Below are 22416 nucleotides of genomic sequence, written 5' to 3'. Positions count from 1 at the left end.
AGCCGCAGCTAGAAGTCTAGCTGCGGCTTTTTATTGAAAGTATAATTTTGAGATGTTAGCTTACCGATCCTTTCAGGAGTTTCTGCAGGATGTTTTGGGCAGCTACCGCGATAATGGTACCTGGTCCGAACACGCCTGCTGCGCCTGCTTTAAACAGGAAATCGTAATCCTGGGCCGGAATAACGCCACCCACAATCACCATAATATCCTCGCGCTCTAACTTGCGGAGCTCTTCGATGAGTTGCGGAACCAGTGTTTTATGGCCAGCTGCCAGCGAAGATACGCCCACAATATGCACATCATTTTCGGCGGCTTGCATGGCTACTTCAGCCGGCGTCTGGAACAGCGGGCCTATGTCCACATCAAAACCAAGATCGGCAAAGGAAGTGGCAATTACTTTAGAGCCACGGTCGTGACCGTCCTGGCCCATTTTGGCTACCATAATACGGGGGCGGCGGCCTTCTATTGTTTCAAACTGATCGGCCAGGGCTTTTGCCTGCGCGAAGTTTTCGTCGTCGGTTATTTCTGCGGAGTACACGCCTGCTATTGCTCTTATTACAGCTTTATGTCTGCCAAATACTTTTTCTAATGCATCCGATATTTCGCCTAGTGTAGCACGGTGGCGGGCTGCTTCTACGGCCAAAGCGAGTAAATTACCTTCGCCAGTCTGTGCTGCGTTGGTTAGCGCTACCAGAGAAGTTTGTACGGCTTCGTTGTTACGGGTAGCTTTTACGTGCGCTAAGCGGCGCAACTGCGATTCGCGTACGGTTGCGTTATCAATATCCAGAATATCGATTTCCTGGATCTGGTCTGGTTTATACTTGTTAACGCCTACAATTACATCTTTGCCGGAGTCGATGCGGGCTTGCTTGCGGGCAGCGGCTTCTTCGATGCGCATTTTAGGCAGGCCGGTTTCAATAGCTTTTGCCATGCCGCCCAGTTCTTCTACTTCCTGTATCAGTTCCCAGGCTTTGTGTGCCAGTTCGTGCGTCAGGGTTTCTACGTAATAAGAGCCTCCCCACGGGTCTACCACTTTGGTAACGGCTGTTTCCTGCTGCAGGTAGATCTGGGTATTACGCGCAATGCGGGCCGAAAAATCGGTAGGTAGGGCGATGGCTTCGTCGAGTGCGTTGGTGTGCAGGCTTTGCGTGCCGCCCAATACAGCTGCAAGTGCCTCTACGCAGGTGCGGGTTACGTTATTAAAAGGGTCTTGCTCGGTTAAGCTCCAGCCGGAAGTTTGGCAATGCGTGCGCAGTACCAACGATTTCGGGTTTTTCGGGTTGAATTGCTGGATCAGTTTTGCCCATAGCATACGGGCTGCGCGCATTTTGGCAATCTCCATGAAATGGTTCATCCCGATCGCCCAGAAAAAAGAAAGGCGGGGCGCAAACTCATCAATGTCCATTCCGGTTTTCAAGCCGGTACGCACGTATTCCAGGCCATCCGCTAAAGTATAGGCCAGTTCCAGGTCTGCGGTAGCGCCGGCTTCCTGCATGTGGTAACCCGAAATGGAAATGGAGTTGAAGCGTGGCATGTTCTTCGAAGTATAATCAAAGATATCCGCAATGATTTTCATACTTGGCTCTGGTGGGTAGATGTAGGTATTGCGCACCATAAACTCCTTCAGGATGTCGTTCTGAATCGTGCCGCTCAGCAGTTCCGGTTTTACGCCTTGTTCTTCAGCTGCCACAATATAAAAAGCCATGATCGGCAATACCGCACCGTTCATCGTCATGGAAACCGACATCTCGTTCAGCGGAATCTGGTCGAAGAGAATTTTCATATCCTCCACCGAATCAATCGCTACACCGGCTTTACCCACATCACCTACCACACGCGGGTGGTCTGAGTCGTAACCACGGTGGGTTGCTAAATCGAAGGCTACAGAAAGGCCTTTCTGGCCACCAGCCAGGTTACGGCGGTAAAAAGCGTTACTTTCTTCTGCTGTAGAGAACCCGGCGTACTGGCGGATAGTCCAGGGTTTTTGTACATACATGGTGCTGTATGGGCCACGCAAGTATGGCGGCAAACCGGCAGCAAAATCCATGTGCTCGAACGAGGCTACATCCTCAGAAGTATAAAAGCTTTTCACTTTTATGCGTTCTGCCGTTTTCCATATGTTGGCATCGGCTGGCGCAGTAGCGGCAGGAGTGGCGGAGGCTAATTTATTTATGTTTGTTTTAGAGAAATCCGGCTTCATTTTCAATTTTGATTTATTGAATGGTTGAATAACTGAATTGTTGTTTCTTATTCTGTTACTCAATTATTCAAAATTCAGTCATTAATTTAACTCGCGTGTTCTGAGGTAATAATGCAACGTCCCTCTGCTTTTTTTCAGAGCTGCAACGATGCGTCCCCATCATAAGGACGATTGCTGCTTTATACTTCGCCGTTCGAGTCCTCGTTATCCATGTGCAGGCGCTTGTGTACCAGCTCCAGAATAGCGGAAGTATCGCAGCCATCAAACAGAAATGCATCATATCCATGTGCGATCATCTCATTTTTCATGTGCTGCGGGTCTTCGGCCATAATAATAGTTGGCTTGGAAGTATGCTTGCTTAAAACCGGCCAGAAATCCCGCGCTAATGTTGCCTCCAAAGCCGACACGACTACAACTTCTACAGTAGTAGCCTGCAGCAGTTCGGTGGTGGCTTGTTCAGCATTATCAAATTGGCGCGTTTCGATCTCGAAGCCGGCGCAGGCAAAAAGCTCTTTCGCGATAAGCGCATTCAGATGCAGCTTATCGGCATAACCTACAGTGGCTATAACTGCTTTCGGTTTGCGTTTGTGTTTCCGGAGGTGCAATTCTGTAGCCATGCGCATTACCTCAGTTGGGTATGCAGCACGTGTGGTATCAAAATCAGCACTCTGGATGAGTTGTTCAGGGTCAAAATCCAGTTGCTCGGTTGGGTTCGGGTATTTGTTTGTTCCCACGATCACATCTTTGCCCGTTGCCACATTCCTGAATTTACGACGGCTTATTTCCGTGATCGAACCAAGTATAAAGCCGGCCTCGTAGGCTGCCTCAAAGCCACCTGCACTTTCCACTTCTTTAAAAAGTTTCCAGGCGTGGTCGGCCAGTTCGTTTGTTAAGGCTTCGAGGTAATAAGAACCGGCAGCCGGGTCGATGGCTTTATCCAGGTAAGCTTCTTCTTTCAGGATGATGGATACGTTGCGCGAAATCCGTTCCGAAAACTCATCAGACTGCCTGAAAGTGGTATCGAAAGGTGCTACCGATAGCGAATCGCAGCCTGCTATAACTGCAGACATAGCCTCGGTAGTAACGCGCAGCATATTGGTATAAGGGTCTAACGTGGTCTGGAACCAGGTAGAGGTTGTGCTGTGGATGCGCAGTTTGGCAGCCAATTCAGGATTTGCCCCATAGGCTTCTACAACAGCTGCCCACAACAAACGAAGCACGCGTAGCTTGGCGATCTCGAAAAAGTAATTGGTGCCGGATGCTACATAAAACTGTGTTTTGCTTAACAATAAGTCCAGTGGTATGCCTTCATCTGTCAGTTGATCCAGGTAGCCGACAGCTGCGTTTAAAGTATAAGCTATCTCCTGAGTAAACGATGCGCCGATGCTGCTGAAGCTGGTACCATTTACGGGCAGGATATAAAAGTCCGGGCTCTCTTTGGTAAGTTCGGCCATATGTACAAACTCCCGGATGGTGCTGTGCTGCAGCTTACCGGTTGCTGTATAGCTATCGAACTCTACGAAACCTCTCAGGCTGCCCGCTGATAACTGTTTTTTGGCCAGCCGGGCATATATTTTCTCGAGGAAATCGGCCGGGTTCTCTTTTAAAGTATAGCTGATAGTATACTTTGTCAGATCGATGTTATCAAACAAATAGACGATATCGAACAGGCCGGGCAGGTCTATGACAAAATGAATTCCGTCTGCGCCGCGCTGCAACGCATCTGCCGCTTTATCGATGGCTGGCTTGCCATTTCCGTCTGCGTAAATCTGCTGGATGTTTTGCCACGCATTGCTGTCCATTTTAGAGCCACGCAAGTAGGGGAACTGTCCTGGCTGCTGGATTACCTGCGCCAGGCCGGCGATATCTTCTTTGGCGAAGTATGGCTTGATGTGGATGTCTTCATAGGTTTGCTGCTTCAGGTCATCGAGTGGCGTGTCGCGCAAATCTTTCTGGGCTCTTTGTTCCCAATCGGCTTTGGTAGCGGGAGAGAATTCTGAAAATAACTTCTGCTCGTCTGTCATCGTGCTTTCAGGTATAATTTCCTGTAAAGATATAGTTTTATACGTTAGAATTTAACTCTAAGAAACGGGTATAGGTTTTGAAATATTCGCCACGCTTTTTACTGGTTCTTTACTAACAAATAAGTAAGAATGATTGGTTTGAAGGAAGGATGCTGAAGCACTCACACAACTTATACTAGAGACAGAATATATTCTCGTGCATTCTGGTAGGAGGTAGTAAGTGTTCTTTTACTTTACGAACCTACATTTTTACCTCAGCAAGCGGTTTCTTTTTACGGGTTATAAACTGTAAGAATTGTTTTTTTACTGCAGAAGTAGGTTAGCGTGCTTTTTTTGAAGTATAAATTACTATATTCCTACAATCATTTTCAGAAGTATTAACTCCTTACCATGCGATCTGCTAAAACTATACTTACCATACTTGGCGCCGGCCTGCTGGCGCTCCCTGCTACAGCTCAGGACACTAAATTATTAGCCAGAGCCAATACCATGGCTGATAAAATTGAGCCAAAGGTAATTGAATGGCGACGTGATTTTCACCAGTATCCGGAGCTTGGAAACCGCGAGGTAAAAACAGCCGAAAAAATTGCTACCCAGCTTAAGAAATTTGGCATTGAAGTGGAAACCGGTGTAGCTCATACCGGCGTGGTGGGCATTTTGAAAGGTGGAAAACCCGGCCCCGTGGTTGCGTTACGTGCCGATATAGATGGCCTGCCTGTTACCGAGCGTGCTGCTATAGCCTTTGCCTCTAAGCAGAAAAGCACTTACAACGGGCAGGAAGTAGGTGTAATGCATGCCTGTGGCCACGATACGCATATTGCCATGTTATTGGGTGCAGCTGAGATCTTATCAAGTATGAAGAAGGATCTGAAGGGTACGGTTAAGTTTATTTTTCAGCCGGCCGAAGAAGGGGCTCCTGCAGGGGAGGAAGGCGGCGCTTACCTGATGGTGAAAGAAGGGGTACTGACGAAAGGGCCAAAACCAGAAGTTATTTTCGGCTTACACATTAACTCACAAACCGAAGTAGGGCAAATAAAGTACAGGCCGGGCGGTACCATGGCCAGCGCCGATATTTTCAGGATAACCGTGAAGGGCAAGCAGGTACACGGCGCGTACCCGTGGGCAGGCGTAGACCCGATTGTGGTTTCTGCCCAGATCATAAATGGGTTACAAACTATCATCAGCCGCCAGACAGAGCTTGCCGAAGATGCGGCTGTGGTAACAGTTGGAAGTATACACGGCGGCGTGCGCAACAATATCATTCCGGAAGAAGTGAAGATGGAAGGAACCATACGCACCCTGAACACCGACATGCAGAAAACGATACACGAAAAGATAAAACTGACCGCCACTAAAATAGCTGAGAGTGCAGGCGCCACCGCCGAAGTTACCTTCCAGGCGCAAACACCGGTTACGTACAACGACCCAGCTTTAACCGCTAAAATGCTGCCTACAATACAAACTCTAGCTGGCCGCGATAATGTTATACTGTCTAAAGCTGTAACCGGAGCCGAAGATTTTGCCTTCTATCAGGAAAAAATTCCGGGGTTGTTCCTGTTTGTAGGCGGCATGAAAAAAGGCCAGGACCCGGCTACCGCACCAGCCCACCACACCCCGGATTTCCGGATCGATGAGGCCGGCTTGAAGCTGGGCGTAAAAGCACTGACAAATTTAACCCTGAATTACATGGAGAGTAAGGGTAAATAACTGAACTGTTTTTCAGAAAAGTAACGGGCGGGCTGGTGTTGTAATCATAGCACCAGCCCGCCCGTTACTGATTTAATAAATAAAGTATAAATTAATTTCCCTGCGTTACAGTAGCTGTATTGTTATTTCCGGTTTGGTGTTGTGTAGCTGTGTTGCAGTTGCCTTGCTGTTGGATGGTTGCTATGTTGTAACTGCCATTTTGCTGTGATTGAATAGCTGAGTTAGAATCTCCATCCTGAGTGATAGATACTTCACTGGAATAACTGATTTCATACGGCTCGTTACAATAAAATGAGTCTCTATTTTTGGTGCTGCCTGGCATTGATAGTGGCGGGATGCATAAAGTATGATTTTTCGCCTGGTTTGAGTTAATTTGAATAGAAAAAATATATATCCTGTATTAACCCGGCGTAGTTGAATTAAATCAAGTTATAGACTACGTTATTTCGATGTGATAAAATCAATTAAATCCGCGCATCAACTTCTTTGGTTGTGCTGATGAATTTAACTCGCTACCTTTGTGGATAACTTTCAGCATAAGCCAGACGAATGCCAACCATACTTTCTAAAAATACATGCCTGTTGCTGCTTGGGCTTGCAGTAGCAGCCTGCCAGCCGCGCGCCTGGCAAAGTTCGGCCACACTTACTCAAACCGATGTAGCCATCGACAGCACCATTGCCCCGAGTCCGCAAACCGAAGCATTGGTTGCACCTTACCGCCAGCAGGTTACTACTAAAATGTCTGAAGTAGTAGGCACAGCCACCATAGAACTGAACAAAGCGGATTACCAGTCGCCGCTCGGCAACTTTATGGTAGACCTCCAGAAAGAGCAAAGTCAGCCACTTTACGGCAAACCAATCGATTTATCTTTGATGACGAACGGCGGTATGCGCTCGCCGCTACCGAAAGGCGCTATTAATGTAGGCCACGTGTTTGAGCTGATGCCTTTCGAAAACGAGGTAGTTGTGCTGACACTGGATGGCGCTACGGTACAGGAGTTGTTTGATTTCGCTGCCAAAGCAAAAATTGCCATACTTGGCAACGCCACTTATACCGTTAAAAATGGCCAGGCAACAGCTATCAGCATTGGAGGGAAGCCATTCGATGCTGCAAAAAGCTATACACTGGTTACTTCCGATTACCTGGCAAACGGCGGCGATAACCTCAGTTTCCTGAGCAAAGCGACCAGCACCGAAAATGTAGGACTCTTACTGCGTGATGCCATTTTACAGCAGATACGCCAGTTAACGGCGGCCGGTAAACCAATCGAGCCGGATACAAAGACCCGCGTAACCATACTTCCTTAATTCTAACCGACGACAGCATGAAGCGTAGAGATTTTCTGAAGACGACAGTGGTAGGCGCTGCAGGCGTAAGTCTGTTAGGGTTACCCTTTTCAGCGGAGGCAGCACGCCAGCCTATAAAACTGACCATACTTCACACCAACGACCAGCATTCCCGCATAGACCCTTTGCCAAACGACGGCCGCAGAAACGGCGGCATGGGCGGCATGGCCCGCAGAGCCAGCTTCATAGAGCAGATCCGGAAGCAGGAGCAAAACGTGTTGCTTTTTGATGCCGGCGATATCTGGCAGGGCACACCCTACTTTAACTTCTTCCAAGGTGAGCTGGAGTATAAGTTGATGAGCCAGATGAAGTATGATGCTGCCACACTTGGTAACCACGATTTCGATAATGGCCTGGAAGGTTTGGCGAAACAATTGCCAATAGCCCAGTTCCCGTTCCTGACGGCGAACTACGATTTCAAGAATACGATTTTAAAAGACCGCTTCCAGCCTTATAAGGTATTCGAGAAGCAGGGCATTAAAATCGGCGTGTTTGGTGTAGGTATCGAGCTGGCCGGTTTAGTTGGCAAAAATCATTTTGGCGGAACCGTATACTTAGACCCGGTGCAGGTAGCCCGCGATATGGTGCAGGAGCTGCGCGATAACCAGAAATGTAACTTAATCGTTTGTCTGTCGCACCTTGGCTACAGCTATAAATCCGCTAAAATTGATGATCTGAAACTGGCAAAACAAGTTGCTGGCATCGATCTGATTATTGGTGGGCATACCCATACTTTCCTGGATGAGCCAACAAAAGTTATCCACGAAAGCGGCCACGAAACATTAGTGAACCAGGTAGGGTGGTCAGGTATAAATCTGGGCCGTATCGACTTCACCTTCAATAAAAAGACAAAAGAAAAAGCAGCCACAACCGCAGCAGTTCTGCCTGTGGATAACCCTGTATTATCTTCGTGAATAAATAATTTTTTGTTTAGAATTATTTAAGCAAATTTGTGCCCCCCTGCCAAATAAGGAGAGGTTTTTTTCACCAAACGGATCGTGTAAGTTTTGGAAAATTGGATGATCAAAGACTGCTCAACCGTATGGAGTAACTGTCTTCAGGTGATTAAGGATAATATAGGCGAACAGAGCTTTAAAACCTGGTTCGAGCCTATTAAACCTATATCGCTGCGTGATAGCGTACTGACCATACAAGTGCCCAGCCAGTTCTTTTACGAATGGCTGGAGGAGCACTATGTGCAGCTGCTAAAAAAGGTCATTTACCAGGAACTGGGAAGTGAAGGCCGGCTCGAATATTCGATCATAGTAGATCGTGGAAACGAGTCGAATAAGCCGCAAACGGTTAACATACCGACCAAAAAAATTCCGCAGGCAGTAGTTAACTCGTACCGCCCGGAACAGAATTTCATAAAAAGCCCTTTTGAGTCGAAAACAATCGACCGCAACTTCCTGAACTCGCAGCTTAACGGAAGCTATACTTTTGAAAATTACATTGAAGGAGACTGTAACCGCCTGGCACGCTCGGCTGGTTATGCAGTTGCCAACAAACCGGGTACTACCTCTTTTAACCCGCTGATGGTATACGGAGGTGTGGGGCTTGGCAAAACGCACCTGGTGCAAGCCATTGGTAACCACATTAAAAACAGCTATCCTGAGAAGTTTGTACTTTATGTTTCGTCTGAGAAGTTCGTGAACCAGTTCATAGAATCGCTTAAGACCAACAACGTACAGGATTTTGCCAATTTTTACCTGCTCGTAGATATTCTCATTATTGATGACGTACAGTTTCTGAGCGGCAAAGAGAAGACACAGGAAATGTTTTTCCATATCTTCAACCACCTGCACCAATCCGGCAAGCAGATCGTAATGACCTCGGATTGCCCGCCCCGCGACCTGAAAGGCCTGGAAGAGCGCTTGCTTTCCCGCTTTAAATGGGGCCTTACTGCCGACTTACAAAGCCCGGATTTTGAAACGCGTATGGCCATCATCCAGAAAAAGATGCAGGGCGATGGCATTGATATTCCGGATAACGTGGTAGAGTATTTAGCTTACAGCGTAGATACCAACGTGCGTGAACTGGAAGGCGTACTGATCTCTTTGATCGCACAGTCGTCGCTGAACAGAAAAGAAATTGATCTGGAACTGGCAAAGCAGGCGCTCAAGCACATTATCGAAGATGTGGAAACCGAAGTAAACCTGGACTTTATTCAGAAAACGGTTGCCGAGTATTTTCAGGTAAGTTTAGACTCACTGAAAGCCAAGACCCGTAAAAAGGAGATTGTAACAGCGCGCCAGGTAGCGATGTACTTTGCCAAGGAGTTTACCAGCCATTCACTTAAGTCTATCGGTTACCATTTTGGCGGCCGCGACCACAGTACGGTTATTCACTCGGTACAAACCGTTTCAGACCTGATCGATACGGATAAGAAATTTAAAGCCAGCATTCAGGAGCTTCAGAAGAAGTTTAAATCCAAAGCTGGGTAAGTAGTATACTTTAGAAGTACAGCAAGTATAAAAAGAAAGAGGCCGCTATATATCTACATATAGCGGCCTCTTTCTTTTTATACTTGCTGTTTAGCGTTTAGTTGGATGCTCGGTTAGCGGCAGCGCATTGGCTGTTGCAATTGTCCGGATCTTGCTTTTGATCTTTTCGAGGTCTTTTTTCTTGCGTACCTGCTTCAGGTCGAGGTAGGTGTTACTGCCATTGCTTCCCGAAATACGAAGTGCCAGCGCAGAAATATGTAAAGCCTCAATCTCAGGAATCGAAATAATATGCTTTGGTCGGAACACGCCGCGCTTGTAAACAATGTACTGCGGTGTAACCTCAATGTAAGACTGCACGCCAAAAATGGATGTGTTCTGCAGCACTACATATCCCAGAAAAGCTACTGCCAGCCCCAGAAAGATATAATATAAAAAGTTCTGCTCTCCTTCTCTGTTAAACACAAGGAGCATTACAGCCCAGCCAAGCCATAAAAGGGTAAGCCCGAGTTGCACGGCAAAAGAGAGTTTCGCGCTGCGCGTAGGGCTAAGCTGCACAATTAAAGAAGACCTGGCATTGCTTCCGGTCGCTGTCATAGAGAAGGCTTTTGAGATGGAACCATCGCGGCCAAAAAATACGGCACTGCTGCAATATAGCAATTTTATTTTTTAAGTGAAGCCTGTACCATAACTTCAGGTACGGCAGCCAGCGCTTTCGAAACAGGGCAATTAGCTTTTGCCTCCTGCACAAGTTTCTGAAAATCTGCATCCTCCAGGCCATCTATACTTGCTTCGGTGGTAAGCTCTATTTTTTGAATAAGCGGGCCGCCATCTTTTTCGCCTAAGTATACTTTTGCAGTTGTTTCTATATAGGCCGGTGTAATGTTCTGTTTGCCAACTAAAGCGCTCAGAAACATCGAAAAGCAACCGGCATGGGCTGCCCCGATCAGTTCTTCGGGTGTGGTGCCATCTTTTGCTTCGCCAAAACGCGTATCGAAACTATAACTGGCTTTTATCTGGCCGTTGCCAGTGCTTAAGTTGCCTTTTCCGTCTTTTAATCCTTTTTCCCATCGGGCCTGTGCGGTGTGTTGTTTCATGTTTTATGTAGTTAATTGATTTATAAAGTATAAAATGCAAAGTATAAAACCAGTAAGCGGCGTTATCTATAACTAAACCGGATTTATACTTTATTGTCTTGAAATGAATGTAACTTTCCAGAAAAAATTGAGAAATCCGATACTACTGAAGTATAAAATACAGCAGCAGCCCAGATTTTAGTTTTACTCTATTATAGCAAAACAGGTTTATCTCGCTATATTTACCTTGCCATCAAAACAGAATGTATGGGTGTAAAAGCATGGTTGAGCAAACCACTCGCCGCATATGTGCATAAAAAACAACAGCACTGGATCCAGCATCCGGTGGAAGCACAAAAAGCAATCTTCGATAAAATTATACGGAAAGCGGCAGGTACAAAATTTGGCCGCGAACATCATTTCGACAAAATAAAAACACACGCTGATTTTGTAAAAGCCGTACCCGTACGCGATTACGAAGGGCTTGCCTCTTATTTTGAGTTGGTGCAGCAAGGTGTAAAAGACGTTTTATGGCCGGGTAAGCCTATTTACCTGGCAAAAACGTCTGGCACAACTTCAGGAGCCAAGTATATTCCCATTACAAAAGATTCTATCCCAAACCATATAAACGGCGCTAAAAATGCGCTTCTGGCCTACATCCACGAAACGGGAAATGCTGGTTTCCTGGATGGGAAACTGATTTTCCTGTCCGGGAGCCCGGAGCTGGAGGAAGTGGGTGGCATACCAACCGGGCGTTTATCCGGAATCGTGAACCACCACGTGCCGGGTTACCTGCGCACCAACCAGATGCCAAGCTACGAAACCAACTGCATCGAAGACTGGGAAGTAAAGCTCGATCAGATCATCGAAGAAACCATTGACGAAAACATGACACTCATTTCGGGCATACCGCCGTGGGTGCAGATGTATTTTGATAAACTGATCCGGCAGACGGGCAAACCGATAAAGGATATTTTCCCGAACTACTCCCTGTTTGTGTATGGAGGCGTTAATTTTGAGCCGTACCGCAAGCGTCTCCGCGAGTCGATGGGGCGTTGTATACCCAGCATCGAAACTTTTCCGGCCTCTGAGGGTTTCTTTGCTTACCAGAACGAACAACAGGACAAAAGTCTTCTCCTTTTACTCGATACCGGTATTTTTTATGAATTTATACCTGTAGACGAATACTTTAACGAAAACCCGACGCGCTTAACAATTGGCGAAGTACAGATTGGCGTAAATTACGCGCTCATCATCAGCAGCAATGCAGGTTTGTGGGCTTACTCTATCGGCGATACGATCAGGTTTACGTCTATCAAACCTTACAAAATTTTAGTAAGTGGGCGCATCAAGCATTTTATTTCAGCGTTTGGCGAACATGTGATAGGGGAGGAAGTAGAGCAAGCCATGGATAGAACCATGGCCAAATACCAGTCTGCCGAACTGATCGAGTTTACAGTAGCACCTTATGTAAGCCAGGACCAGGGCCAGTCGTACCACGAGTGGCTGGTAGAGTTCTCGCGGCCACCCCACGACTTAGGTGATTTCGAAAAAGATCTGAACATGCAGATGCAGCAGATCAATACCTATTACAACGACCTGATAACCGGCAATGTGTTGCAGAACCTGAAGATATCGGTGTTGCCTATGGGTACGTTCCGGAGCTACATGAAATCGCAGGGCAAACTAGGCGGACAAAACAAAGTACCGCGCCTGAGCAACGACCGCCAACTGGCCGATGGCCTGTTGGCAATTACGAGTTCCTAGTTTCGAGTTACGAGTTAATATAGATAGGGAAATGAGCAAGAGCATAATAGCAGAAAAATCATACGCTTTTGCGATTCGGGCAGTTAAACTGTATCAGCACCTTTCTAATGAGAAAAAAGAATTTGTTTTGTCAAAGCAGATTTTAAGGAGTGGTACTTCCATTGGAGCAAATGTTGAAGAAGCAATAGGTGGCGAATCAACGGCAGATTTTATACATAAATTAAGTATAGCCAGGAAAGAGGCTAGAGAAACCTCATATTGGCTCAGATTATTGCATGATACAGGGTATCTGGAAAAAAAGCATTTCGAAAGTATACACGCCGATTGCCAGGAGGTAATAAAAATTTTGAACAGCATAATACTTACGAGTAAAGGAATGAGTAAAAATAACTCGGAATTCGATACTCGTAACTCGTAACTCAATATGAAAAGAATCGCCATACTTGGTTCCACTGGTTCCATCGGTACGCAGGCCCTGGATGTAATAGAAGCCAACCCGGAAAGTTTTGAGCTGGAAGTGATCACGGCCAATAACAATGCTGAACTGTTGATTACGCAGGCCCTGAAATTTAAGCCAAATGCTGTTGTTATTGCAAACGAAGCTTATTATGAGCAGGTGCGCGAGGCGCTTCAGCAGGAGGATATTAAAATATACGCCGGAGCCAACGCCCTTTGCGCTGTAGTGGAGATGGGAACCGTGGATATGGTACTGACCGCCATGATGGGGTATGCCGGTTTGCAGCCCACCATCCGGGCTATTAAAGCAGGAAAGCAGATCGCGCTGGCTAACAAGGAAACGTTGGTCGTAGCCGGTCAGCTTATCACAGAGCTTGCAAAAGAGTATGGCGTCAACATCTACCCCGTAGATTCGGAGCACAGCGCTATTTTCCAGTGTCTGGTTGGGGAGTTCCATAACCCGATCGAGAAAATTATACTAACCGCTTCCGGTGGGCCGTTCAGAGGAAGAACTGTAGACGAACTGATACTTGTTACCAAAGCACAGGCGCTTAAACACCCCAACTGGGACATGGGCGCTAAAATCACAATCGACTCTGCTTCTTTAATGAACAAAGGCCTGGAAGTGATTGAAGCAAAATGGCTTTTCGGATTAACCAACGAGCAGATTGAAGTTGTCGTGCACCCGCAATCTATCATCCATTCGCTGGTGCAGTTCGAAGATGGCTCTTTAAAAGCGCAGCTTGGGCTTCCCGATATGAAATTGCCGATACAGTACGCCTTAGGCTACCCGAACAGGCTTAAGTCCGACTTCCCGCGATTTAATTTTATGGATTATCCGCAACTGACTTTCGAGCAACCTGATCTGAAGACGTTCCGGAATTTGCAGCTGGCTTTTGATGCGATGGCCAAAGGCGGCAATATGCCCTGCATTTTAAATGCGGCCAACGAAATAGCAGTAAGTGCTTTCCTGCGCGACGAAGTAGGTTTCCTGCAGATGCCCGAGATCATCGAAAGTTGTATGGCAAAAGTTACGTATATTGCCAATCCTTCGTACGACGATTATGTGCTTACAGACAGCGAAACCCGTGCAAAGGCCTCAGAATTAATACATAAAATACAATCCAAAGTATAAATACAGCGGCTTCGGCAACTGTAACAGATTTTAAATTTAGTTTAGTTAGATGGATATTTTGATCATGGCAGGCCAGCTGATACTGGGCCTTACAATTTTAGTTGGATTACACGAACTCGGCCACATGCTTACTGCCAAGTGGTTTGGGATGCGTGTAGAGAAGTATGCAATTGGTTTTCCGCCAACCCTGATAAGCAAGAAATTTGGTGAAACAGAATATATGCTGGGCCTGATTCCGTTGGGTGGTTTTGTAAAGATATCCGGTATGGTAGATGAATCCATGGATACCGAAGCGATGAAAGAAGAGCCAAAGCCATACGAGTTCCGCTCTAAACCAGCCTGGCAGCGCCTGATCGTGATGATGGGTGGTATTATTGTAAACGTGATTACAGGTATACTGATTTACGCAGCCCTGGCCTTTTATTATGGCGAAAGTTACTTACCGGCATCCGAAGCAAAGTATGGCGTAGTAGCAAACGAAATTGGTGAGGAAATCGGCTTCCAGACCGGCGACAAGATCATTGCGGTAAATGGTCAGAAACTCGAGAAATTCGATGATGTATACTCGATGGATGCTTTACTAGGCCGCAATGCTTATTATACGGTGGAACGCGAGGGCAAAACAGTAGATGTAAAAGTGCCCGTTGACCTGATGGACCGCCTGGCCGATAAAGAAGACCGCATGCTGTTTGTGCAGCCGCGCCAGACCTTCCAGATAGGCCAAGTAATGGCAGGGAGCAATGCAGCAAAAGCTGGCTTAAAAGCAGGCGATTTTGTTTTAACTGTAAACGGACAGGATGCTAAATTCTTTGATGTTTTCCAGAAACTTCTGAAAGAGAATGCCGGCAAAACCATTACGTTGCAGGTAGAGCGCGAAGGTACGCCAATCAAACTGCGTTCGCAGGTTGGCGAAGATGGCACGCTGGGTTTCCAGTCGAAGCCATTGCTTAACTTTGCAACCGAAGATTATACTTTCCTGGAGTCTATTCCGATGGGTACCGAGCAGGCGTTTGGTGTGATTACGGCAAACATCAAAGGTTTTGGAAAAATCTTCAGAGGTGAGGCCGACCCTACCAAATCAATTGGCGGACCTATCAAAATCGCACAGATTTACGGTGGCGAGTTTAACTGGTACAAGTTCTGGTCGCTTACCGGTATGCTGTCTATGGTACTGGCTTTTATGAACTTTTTGCCGATCCCGGCGCTGGATGGCGGGCACGTGATGTTCCTGACGTATGAGATGATCAGCGGACGCAAGCCCTCCGATACTTTTTTAGAGAATGCCCAAAAAGTGGGTATGGTTCTTTTGTTGTGCTTAATGGGATTTGCTATCTTTAACGATGTATTCCAGACGTTCTTCTAACAGAAGGGCGTTCTAAAAGATAGCACCGTGATGTACGCCCTGAAAACAACGTTAGCCTTCCTCTTATTTTTTGCCTCCTTTCACGCGTTTGCCGGTTCGCCGGAACCGCACCTAAACATAACCTCTGCCACTATCGCCGCTCCCGGCGATAGTGTGTACCAGGTAAAGCAAAACGACACTTACTACAGCCTCAGCCGCAGGTTTAACCTTCCCATCGATTCGTTGCAGAAATGGAACGGCCCTAAACTGGAGATAGGCCAGGTATTATACCTCAAACAACCCGATGTTCGTAACATAGCATCAACTCCAATACCGGCAGCTACAAAGCCATCAACAGCAACTAATCCGGTGCGTACCACACCCAGCACCACAGCAAAATCTTCGAGTGTAGAGGTATCAAAAGTGAAGGCCAAACAACGTTTGCTGGTTATTCCTTTTGACCCCTATTTATACTTTTCAGATGCTGATTTTGAAATTGCGCGTCAGTCTAAAATTCCTCGGCAGAACGTGCGCCACGTTTTCAGAGGAAGGTTAAATGCGCTGCTGGCCCCGGAAGGCTACGAAACCATTCATTTATTGGGCGGCGTTTACCGCGATAGTGTAGATGAACTGAGTAAACTGTACCGATCGTTAAGTTATACTTACCAGGATAATAAGCAATCCAGATACAATCAACAGCCTGTTGTGAAGAACGATGAAAAAGGCGGCGTACTAAATTGGGTGAAAGATCAGAAAGAAAAGCGCAACATTCAGCATGCGCCTGCTGTTACGCCACTTGCCAAAGACCCCGCCAAGCATTTTGGCGTGCAGGTAAAAGACGGCGATTTCTTCAGTTATTTCAACAACCAGTACGACATCGACTATTACGTTTTTATAAATCAGTTTGAAGTAAAAACGAATTACGAAAACTGCCTGGACCGCGCCGCTATGAACTACGAACGCAATTTTCTGGTTCATTATTCGATCTACGACAGCCGAGGTGAGTTAATATCCGGTAACAAAGTAAAAGTGCCATATCACTCTAACATGAACGATGTGCAGCGCATTGTAAGCGAGAACATGCCCAAAGTAGCCGAGCGCGTACTTGCTGACCTGCCTGCCGGTAAATAAGATAGTATGAAGTATAGTGGTTTAATGCTGGCATTGCTTTTTAGCTGCTTGCTTGGCTTTCCGGCGGTTGCCCACGATTACCACGCCAGCATAACAGATGTGAAGTATAACGGCCGTACCCAAAGCCTGGAAGTTGCCGTTCGGGTGTTTACCGATGACCTGGAAAATGCACTTTCGCAGCGTACTAAAAGCAAGGTAGTGTATCAGGCAAATTCAGAAAAGACCAACCTATACTTAGCTAATTACCTGCAGGCAAATCTGGCATTTGAACTGACCAAAGGAAAACCGCTGAAGTATAAATTTGTAGGGTCAGAAGAAGAAGCTGATGCCGTCTGGATATACCTGGAAGTGCCTGTTCAGCAAGCCCAACTGGCGCAACTGTACGTAAAAAACGCCATCTTTACAGAGATATTCGGCGACCAGATGAACATTGTGAACGTGAATTACAAAAGCAAAACCGAAAGCGTGATGCTGCAGCGCGGCGAAGAAACCAGGAAAATCAGTTTTTAGAAACCAGCAAGAGCAAGTATAAATTTAAAGAAGCTGTTAGCAGATTTATCTGCTAACAGCTTCTTTGTTTTAAGTGTTTTTCTGGTGGAGGAATGAAGTAGGTTAGGCTTATAACAAAGTATAGAGTTGCAGAGATGGTGGTTATTACTTCTGCGTTTATAGATTATTGATGAAAACACCAACAATTATGATATCTTGTTTATACTTGGGTAACACACCCCTAGCTCCTCCAAGGAGGGGAATCATTATAAATTAATGCTACTGTAAAATTCCCTTCTTGGATAATTCGGGGCAATGGTGTCAATTTAAGAGTTTATGCGCCGTTGTTGTGTCTTCTGACCAACAACTTACTTTTGCTCTTCCGGATTTGCAATCCGATTTTATACTTCAAATTCCAGTAAAAGGGGTAGAGGCGCAAAAGCGGATTGTAAATCCGGATTATAGCAACATTCAGATTACAAATCCGAATGAGCCAATTTTCTTAAATTGACGGCATGGGGGTAGGCGTAGATTATACTTTCCGGAATTATCAGCAATGCAATTTTGAAAGTATAAATCTTTTAGCTCAATACCGGTTATACTTTCAAAACTAGGATTTGCTGATGTTATCGATCATCCCCTTAAAAATGAAGCCGTGGAAAGGCAGTACCGCATACCAGTAAAGCCGGCCTAAAACACCTAAAGGCCTGAACGTAGCAGTTTGTGTGAGCACATCATTTTCATCGATCTTGAATTCGAGCCAGGCCTCGCCGGGTAACTTCATTTCGGCATACAAAAGCAACCGCTTTTCTTCCCGGTTCGCGATCAGTACCCGCCAGAAATCCAGCGTTTCGCCTGGTCCTATTTCAGAATCGCTTCGCCGGCCGCGCCGCATGCCTACGCCACCTACCAACTGATCCATGAAACCTCTTATTTCCCAGAGCCAGTTACCGTAATACCAGCCCGTTTTTCCGCCCAGCCGCCAGATTCTGTCCAGTGCAGTAGCGGGGTTACTGATCTGCCGGGTGCGTACATCTTTAAAACAACCGTTTACCGGCACTTCGATGTAATGCGAAAATCCTTTCCTGAAAATGCTGCTGGTTTGCGCATCTTTCCAGCTTGATAACACCTGGTTCTGTTCGATCTTATCAAAGGCAAGCCTGATAGCGGTATCGTAGTTAAGTAAAGAAATACCAAGCATGGCTGCCAGGTTATTAGGCTTACAGATCACTTCGGTTTTCATGGAGCTCACCAGGTTGCGGGCAAGCGGGTAGGAGGTAGCCGTTACAAAGTATAACCAGTAAGAGGAGATCCTGGGCGTCATGACGGGTACGACAAAGATGCGACGGTTAAGTCCTCTGATCCGGGCAAAATGCAGCAGCATTTCTTTGTAGGTTAAAATGTCGGGGCCGCCAATGTCGTAACTTTTATGATAAGTTTCTTCGCGGCCAATAACGCCGCTCAGGAACTGCACCACGTTACGGATGGCAATAGGCTGGCACTTTGTTTTGAGCCAACGCGGCGTTATCATCACAGGCAGCTTTTCTACCAGGTCGCGGATGATCTCGAACGAGGCGCTGCCCGAACCTACAATAATACCGGCTCTTAACGTGGTAAGGGCAAACGTAGCATTGGCTAAAATGTCCTCTACGTTTTTCCGGGACGTCAGATGCTTGGATAAAGCTGTTTCGTTTACAATGCCGCTTAAATAAATAACCTGCCTGGCGGCCGTCTGCTCTATTCTGTTCTTGAAATTAATGGCACACATCTCTTCCATGCGTTGGAAGTTGCCCGCTTGTGTAGCCATTGAATGGATCAGGTAATACGCTACGTCAATGTCATCCGGAATCTGCTGTAAACTGGCTTCATCCAGGAAATCGGCTTCTATGACGCTGGTATTTTCGGAAGCATACTTGTTTGTGTACCTGCTTTTGTCCCGCACACAACACACCACTTCGTGGCCCTCTTGCAGCAAGGCTGGCAACAAGCGCTGCGCAATGTATCCGGTAACTCCTGTAAGCAGTATTTTCAATAGCGTAACCCTAAGTATAAATAACCTTTCTGTAGGTTTATTTAACTCGTAGAGATGGGATATGTTTTAGGAAGGAAGGTTTAGTGGTTTTTGCTAAGGCAAATTTATATGCTTCGTTGCTATGTATAATTCTTTCATTCATTTATGTAAGATATGACATACAATCTCTCGTTCAAGTCGATCCTTGTAGGGCGTATCAGTTTCCATTGTTGATAAGCTTTAAAATCTAGCTTAACATCTTTAGGTACAATTAAGAGCATATTGTATTGATCCATTATAAATTCTCTTAGATAGCCACTTTCAATGATCGTATTCAATTCTGACAAATAAGCTGAAGTTTCTGGTTGTCTAGTCCACTTTTTTGTCTCTTGTTTAATTTGACCTTGATGAGCAAGTTCCGTTAACGATTCTGCATGAAGATCTAAATACAAACCAGGGAAGCCGGCTGCTCTTTCCAGTGAATCAACATTATCTAGCGCCCATTTCACTTTTTTAAACGCACCACCCATTGCTGAAACCAATAGGAGTGAATCTGCAAATGCAGCGGGAGCAAAATAAATTGTAGATTCCGATTTAAAAGGGTCTTGTCTTACGAGATCGGTTGGTACAAATTGGTCTAGAATTTTGTATTCCAAGTGACTTACAGCAACAGAATCTAACAAGTTAGAGGAGATTCGGAGTTTAAGAAACCACTTACCACATTCATAGACTGATAAATGAGACATTAAACCTGTTCTGACATCGGTAACCTGTGCTCTGACTCCATTAACTTTATATCCATCTCTGGCATATGATGTAAGGCCTGGATTAGAAGTAATACCTTTTTTGGAATTCATTGTAATCTCACCTAAAGCGGATGCATACTCAATTCTAAGCCGATCCTCACTTGCTTCACGACTTGGGTAGAGATACACTGAAACAGTGGTACCTCCCTTTTTACTTTTATAAGTGGCTCCTATATTAGATTTCTTTTTATTAAAGGAATAAATACCTTTTCGTTCATAACCAAGTAAGTCTTTTGGGAACTCCGTTTTCGTCTGTGAATGGATATATGACCCTTTAACAGCTAGCGCTCTAGGGCCTCCTGAGTTTTGAGCAAAGCCTACGTGAGCAGTAAGAAAAAGCACTACAGGAAATAGAAATCTGATGAGTATCTTGATCACTTGTATACTATTATTAGCCTCACTAACATAAAACCTAAACATCCACCAATCACCACCACCAAAGTATAAACCTACATATCTTCCGGCTTTATCAGCCTGAACTCTACGCGGCGGTTAACCTGGCGGTCTTCCTGCGTTTTTTCTTCGCGGAGAGGCTTGGAGCTGCCATAGCCCATGGCATCGATGCGGCCTTGCGGGATGTTTATCTTTTTCTCGATGTAACTCCGGATAGCATCTGCGCGGTCCTGGGAGAGGCTTAAGTTGAATTCCGGGTTGCCGGCAGCGTCGGTGTGGCCTGCAATCTCGAGCCTGAAATAAGGGTGGTCTAACAGGAAGAGCGCTACCTGGTTCAGTACGGCATGCATGTCCGGTTTAATGTTGGACTGGTTCTGATCGAACTCAATATTACTGAACACCATAGGTATACTATAGTCGATCACGCGCGTCATGATGTTAACGGTCGTATCATTTTTCAGGGCCAGTTCGCGCTCAATCGTGAAGAAGTCCGGGCTCTGGATCACCAGCATGTAACGGGTATTATCGATCAGCTCAAAATCAAAAGAACCATCCGGCCGGATATACTTAGACGAAATCTCAATACCGTTTTCCAGATCGACCACCGACACAATGCCTGAAAGCGGTTGCAGCGTTACAGAATCAGTAAGTGTGCCTTCTACTTTGGTAATAGCCAGTGGGTGCGCCTCCATCGGCAATGGGAAAGAGTACAGGTCCAGGTTCTGAATATCGTTGGCTTCGGAGCGGGCGTAGTACAGGTTTTTAGAGGATGCATCAATCGCAAAATAATATTCGCTGCCCATGCCGTTTACCAGCGGGCCGATGTTGCGCGGCTCCTGCCAGTGGCCCTGCACGTTATAGGTTTTGTAGATATCGAAATCACCGAAATTGTACAGCTGCCCCCGCGAGCTAAAGTATAAAACCTGGTAAAGCGGATGGAAAAACGGACTCACTTCGCTTTCGCGCGTATTCACGACGGGGCCCATGTTCTTGGCCGGAGCCCAGCCACCTTTTTTATCTTTATAAGTATAATAAATATCTGAAAGGCCAAAACCGCCGAGCCTGTCGGAGGCAAAGTATAAGGTGTCTTCTTTAGCTGAAAGGGTTGGTTGCGAATCCCAGCCGGACGAGTTTACATTTTTGCCCAGGTTCTCGATATCGCCCCACAAACCGTTTTCCTGCAACGTAGCCACATATAAGTCGCAGTTACCCATTCCGTCCGGCGATTCGCAGCGGGCGAAGTATAACGTCTTGCCGTTGCGGCTCAGGGTTGCTGATCCTTCGTTGTAAATGCTGTTGATGGGTTTACCGAAAGACTTTGCCTCTTCCCAGAAACCGTTGTGCTGCCTCGAGTAAAAAAGGTCTTCGTTAGCGCGCCCGTTCAGGCCCAGTGTATTTCGTTTTGATGTAAAGATAAAAGTATCGTCTTCGCCCCGGATAGTAGGGCCATAATCAGCATAGGTCGAATTGATTGGCTTGCCCATGTTTAAGTATACCCCTTTTGGCGGCTTAAACGTGGCGATCGATTTCCGGTACTCTACCAGCTCGTAGTAATAATCGAGCGGCACGTAATAATCTTTGGTATTTTCTTCGAGCGAGTCGTAATAAGAAGCTACTTCGCGTACATCGGTGCGGTGGTGTTTTAGTACAAGCCGGTACAGCGCTTTTGCTTTTTCGGAGCTGCCCTGTTTCTCTAACAACTGGCCCAACCGCCACAGCAGGTACGTATCCTTGTAAAAATTTTCGATCCCGAACTGGCCTACATAAGCTTCGAGTATGGGAAGCACTTTATCGTATTGCTTCTTTTTTTCGAGCTTACGGATGGCGGCAAGCTTTTTATCGTCGCGGAAATAAGCTAATTTGTTTAAATTCGGAAAGTCGAGATGCAGTTCGGGCGAAGGTGCCTTTTTCTGCACCGTTAAGCCGGATTGTTTTTGCTTGTTAATCTGACCTTTTCCCGGAAATGGAAGTATAAACAAGCAACAAAAAATTGCTATCAGGTATAATTGTTTCATCAGCCTCAGTAGTTTCAACCTGAAAATCAAAGATATAAATTTTACGCTATATTTACACAATACCCCTGCCGCGTAC

At 46.1% G+C, this 22416-nt stretch carries 18 protein-coding genes; 10 read left to right on the top strand and 8 right to left on the bottom strand.

The genetic code is table 11. The features are described from left to right. Window positions 1-55: 55 nt before the first annotated feature. Both scpA and DP923_RS00940 read right to left on the bottom strand, forming a co-directional pair. Window positions 56-2200: a methylmalonyl-CoA mutase gene (gene scpA / locus DP923_RS00945; protein WP_112303710.1), complete on the bottom strand. Its 2145-nt coding sequence runs from the start codon at window positions 2198-2200 to the stop codon at window positions 56-58. A 179-nt stretch (window positions 2201-2379) separates the two neighbouring features. After that, window positions 2380-4224: a methylmalonyl-CoA mutase family protein gene (locus DP923_RS00940; protein ID WP_112303709.1), complete on the bottom strand. Its 1845-nt coding sequence runs from the start codon at window positions 4222-4224 to the stop codon at window positions 2380-2382. 390 nt (window positions 4225-4614) lie between these two features. Here DP923_RS00940 and DP923_RS00935 point away from each other — a divergent pair, with 390 nt between their 5' ends. Then, a complete protein-coding gene (locus DP923_RS00935) occupies window positions 4615-5931 on the top strand; it encodes an amidohydrolase (protein WP_112303708.1) in 1317 nt (438 codons plus the stop codon). Between the two features lie 91 nt (window positions 5932-6022). On the opposite strand, the gene DP923_RS16915 is transcribed toward DP923_RS00935, so the two are convergent. Then, the gene (locus tag DP923_RS16915; protein ID WP_112303707.1) at window positions 6023-6253 is read right to left on the bottom strand and encodes a hypothetical protein; all 231 of its coding nucleotides are present in this window, start codon (window positions 6251-6253) and stop codon (window positions 6023-6025) included. A 227-nt stretch (window positions 6254-6480) separates the two neighbouring features. On the opposite strand from DP923_RS16915, the gene DP923_RS00925 reads away from it, so the two are divergent. The 3 genes from DP923_RS00925 (at window position 6481) to dnaA (ending at window position 9722) form a co-directional block, all read left to right on the top strand. Then, window positions 6481-7239: a 5'-nucleotidase C-terminal domain-containing protein gene (locus DP923_RS00925; protein ID WP_239020894.1), complete on the top strand. Its 759-nt coding sequence runs from the start codon at window positions 6481-6483 to the stop codon at window positions 7237-7239. A 17-nt stretch (window positions 7240-7256) separates the two neighbouring features. Then, window positions 7257-8192 carry a bifunctional metallophosphatase/5'-nucleotidase gene (locus tag DP923_RS00920; protein WP_112303706.1) on the top strand — a complete coding sequence of 312 codons (936 nt, stop codon included), beginning with the start codon at window positions 7257-7259 and terminating at the stop codon, window positions 8190-8192. 105 nt (window positions 8193-8297) lie between these two features. Then, window positions 8298-9722, top strand: a complete 1425-nt coding sequence (gene dnaA, locus DP923_RS00915) for a chromosomal replication initiator protein DnaA (protein ID WP_112303705.1) — start codon at window positions 8298-8300, stop codon at window positions 9720-9722. 90 nt (window positions 9723-9812) lie between these two features. Here the strand turns inward: dnaA and DP923_RS00910 are convergent, their stop codons facing one another. Next, the gene (locus DP923_RS00910; protein WP_112304752.1) at window positions 9813-10316 is read right to left on the bottom strand and encodes a hypothetical protein; all 504 of its coding nucleotides are present in this window, start codon (window positions 10314-10316) and stop codon (window positions 9813-9815) included. A 65-nt stretch (window positions 10317-10381) separates the two neighbouring features. Beyond that, a complete protein-coding gene (locus DP923_RS00905) occupies window positions 10382-10816 on the bottom strand; it encodes an OsmC family peroxiredoxin (RefSeq protein ID WP_112303704.1) in 435 nt (144 codons plus the stop codon). Window positions 10817-11062: 246 nt separating this feature from the next. Here DP923_RS00905 and DP923_RS00900 point away from each other — a divergent pair, with 246 nt between their 5' ends. The 6 genes from DP923_RS00900 to DP923_RS00875 are packed head-to-tail and all read left to right on the top strand — an operon-like array spanning window position 11063 to window position 17136. Continuing rightward, window positions 11063-12562, top strand: coding sequence for a GH3 auxin-responsive promoter family protein (locus DP923_RS00900; protein ID WP_112303703.1), 1500 nt, complete (start codon window positions 11063-11065; stop codon window positions 12560-12562). 31 nt (window positions 12563-12593) lie between these two features. After that, window positions 12594-12980, top strand: coding sequence for a four helix bundle protein (locus DP923_RS00895; RefSeq protein WP_112303702.1), 387 nt, complete (start codon window positions 12594-12596; stop codon window positions 12978-12980). Window positions 12981-12986: 6 nt separating this feature from the next. After that, entirely contained in the window at window positions 12987-14153 is a 1167-nt protein-coding gene (locus DP923_RS00890) for a 1-deoxy-D-xylulose-5-phosphate reductoisomerase (RefSeq protein WP_112303701.1), read from the top strand. Between the two features lie 49 nt (window positions 14154-14202). After that, complete coding sequence (rseP, locus tag DP923_RS00885) at window positions 14203-15516, top strand: RIP metalloprotease RseP (RefSeq protein ID WP_112303700.1); 1314 nt, start codon at window positions 14203-14205, stop codon at window positions 15514-15516. Window positions 15517-15546: 30 nt separating this feature from the next. Further along, window positions 15547-16626 carry a LysM peptidoglycan-binding domain-containing protein gene (locus tag DP923_RS00880; protein WP_112303699.1) on the top strand — a complete coding sequence of 360 codons (1080 nt, stop codon included), beginning with the start codon at window positions 15547-15549 and terminating at the stop codon, window positions 16624-16626. Window positions 16627-16632: 6 nt separating this feature from the next. Next, window positions 16633-17136, top strand: coding sequence for a DUF6702 family protein (locus tag DP923_RS00875; protein WP_239020893.1), 504 nt, complete (start codon window positions 16633-16635; stop codon window positions 17134-17136). Between the two features lie 589 nt (window positions 17137-17725). On the opposite strand, the gene DP923_RS00865 is transcribed toward DP923_RS00875, so the two are convergent. The 3 genes from DP923_RS00865 to DP923_RS00855 form a co-directional block, all read right to left on the bottom strand. Then, complete coding sequence (locus DP923_RS00865) at window positions 17726-19147, bottom strand: SDR family oxidoreductase (RefSeq protein ID WP_112303696.1); 1422 nt, start codon at window positions 19145-19147, stop codon at window positions 17726-17728. Between the two features lie 134 nt (window positions 19148-19281). After that, complete coding sequence (locus DP923_RS00860; protein WP_125047604.1) at window positions 19282-20310, bottom strand: hypothetical protein; 1029 nt, start codon at window positions 20308-20310, stop codon at window positions 19282-19284. A gap of 71 nt (window positions 20311-20381) precedes the next feature. Beyond that, window positions 20382-22340 carry an OmpA family protein gene (locus DP923_RS00855; protein WP_112303694.1) on the bottom strand — a complete coding sequence of 653 codons (1959 nt, stop codon included), beginning with the start codon at window positions 22338-22340 and terminating at the stop codon, window positions 20382-20384. Between the last annotated feature and the right edge of the window lie 76 nt (window positions 22341-22416).

This window comes from Pontibacter arcticus (assembly GCF_003284895.1).
GTDB lineage: Bacteria > Bacteroidota > Bacteroidia > Cytophagales > Hymenobacteraceae > Pontibacter > Pontibacter arcticus.
This window is presented reverse-complemented; position numbering and strand designations above follow the sequence as displayed.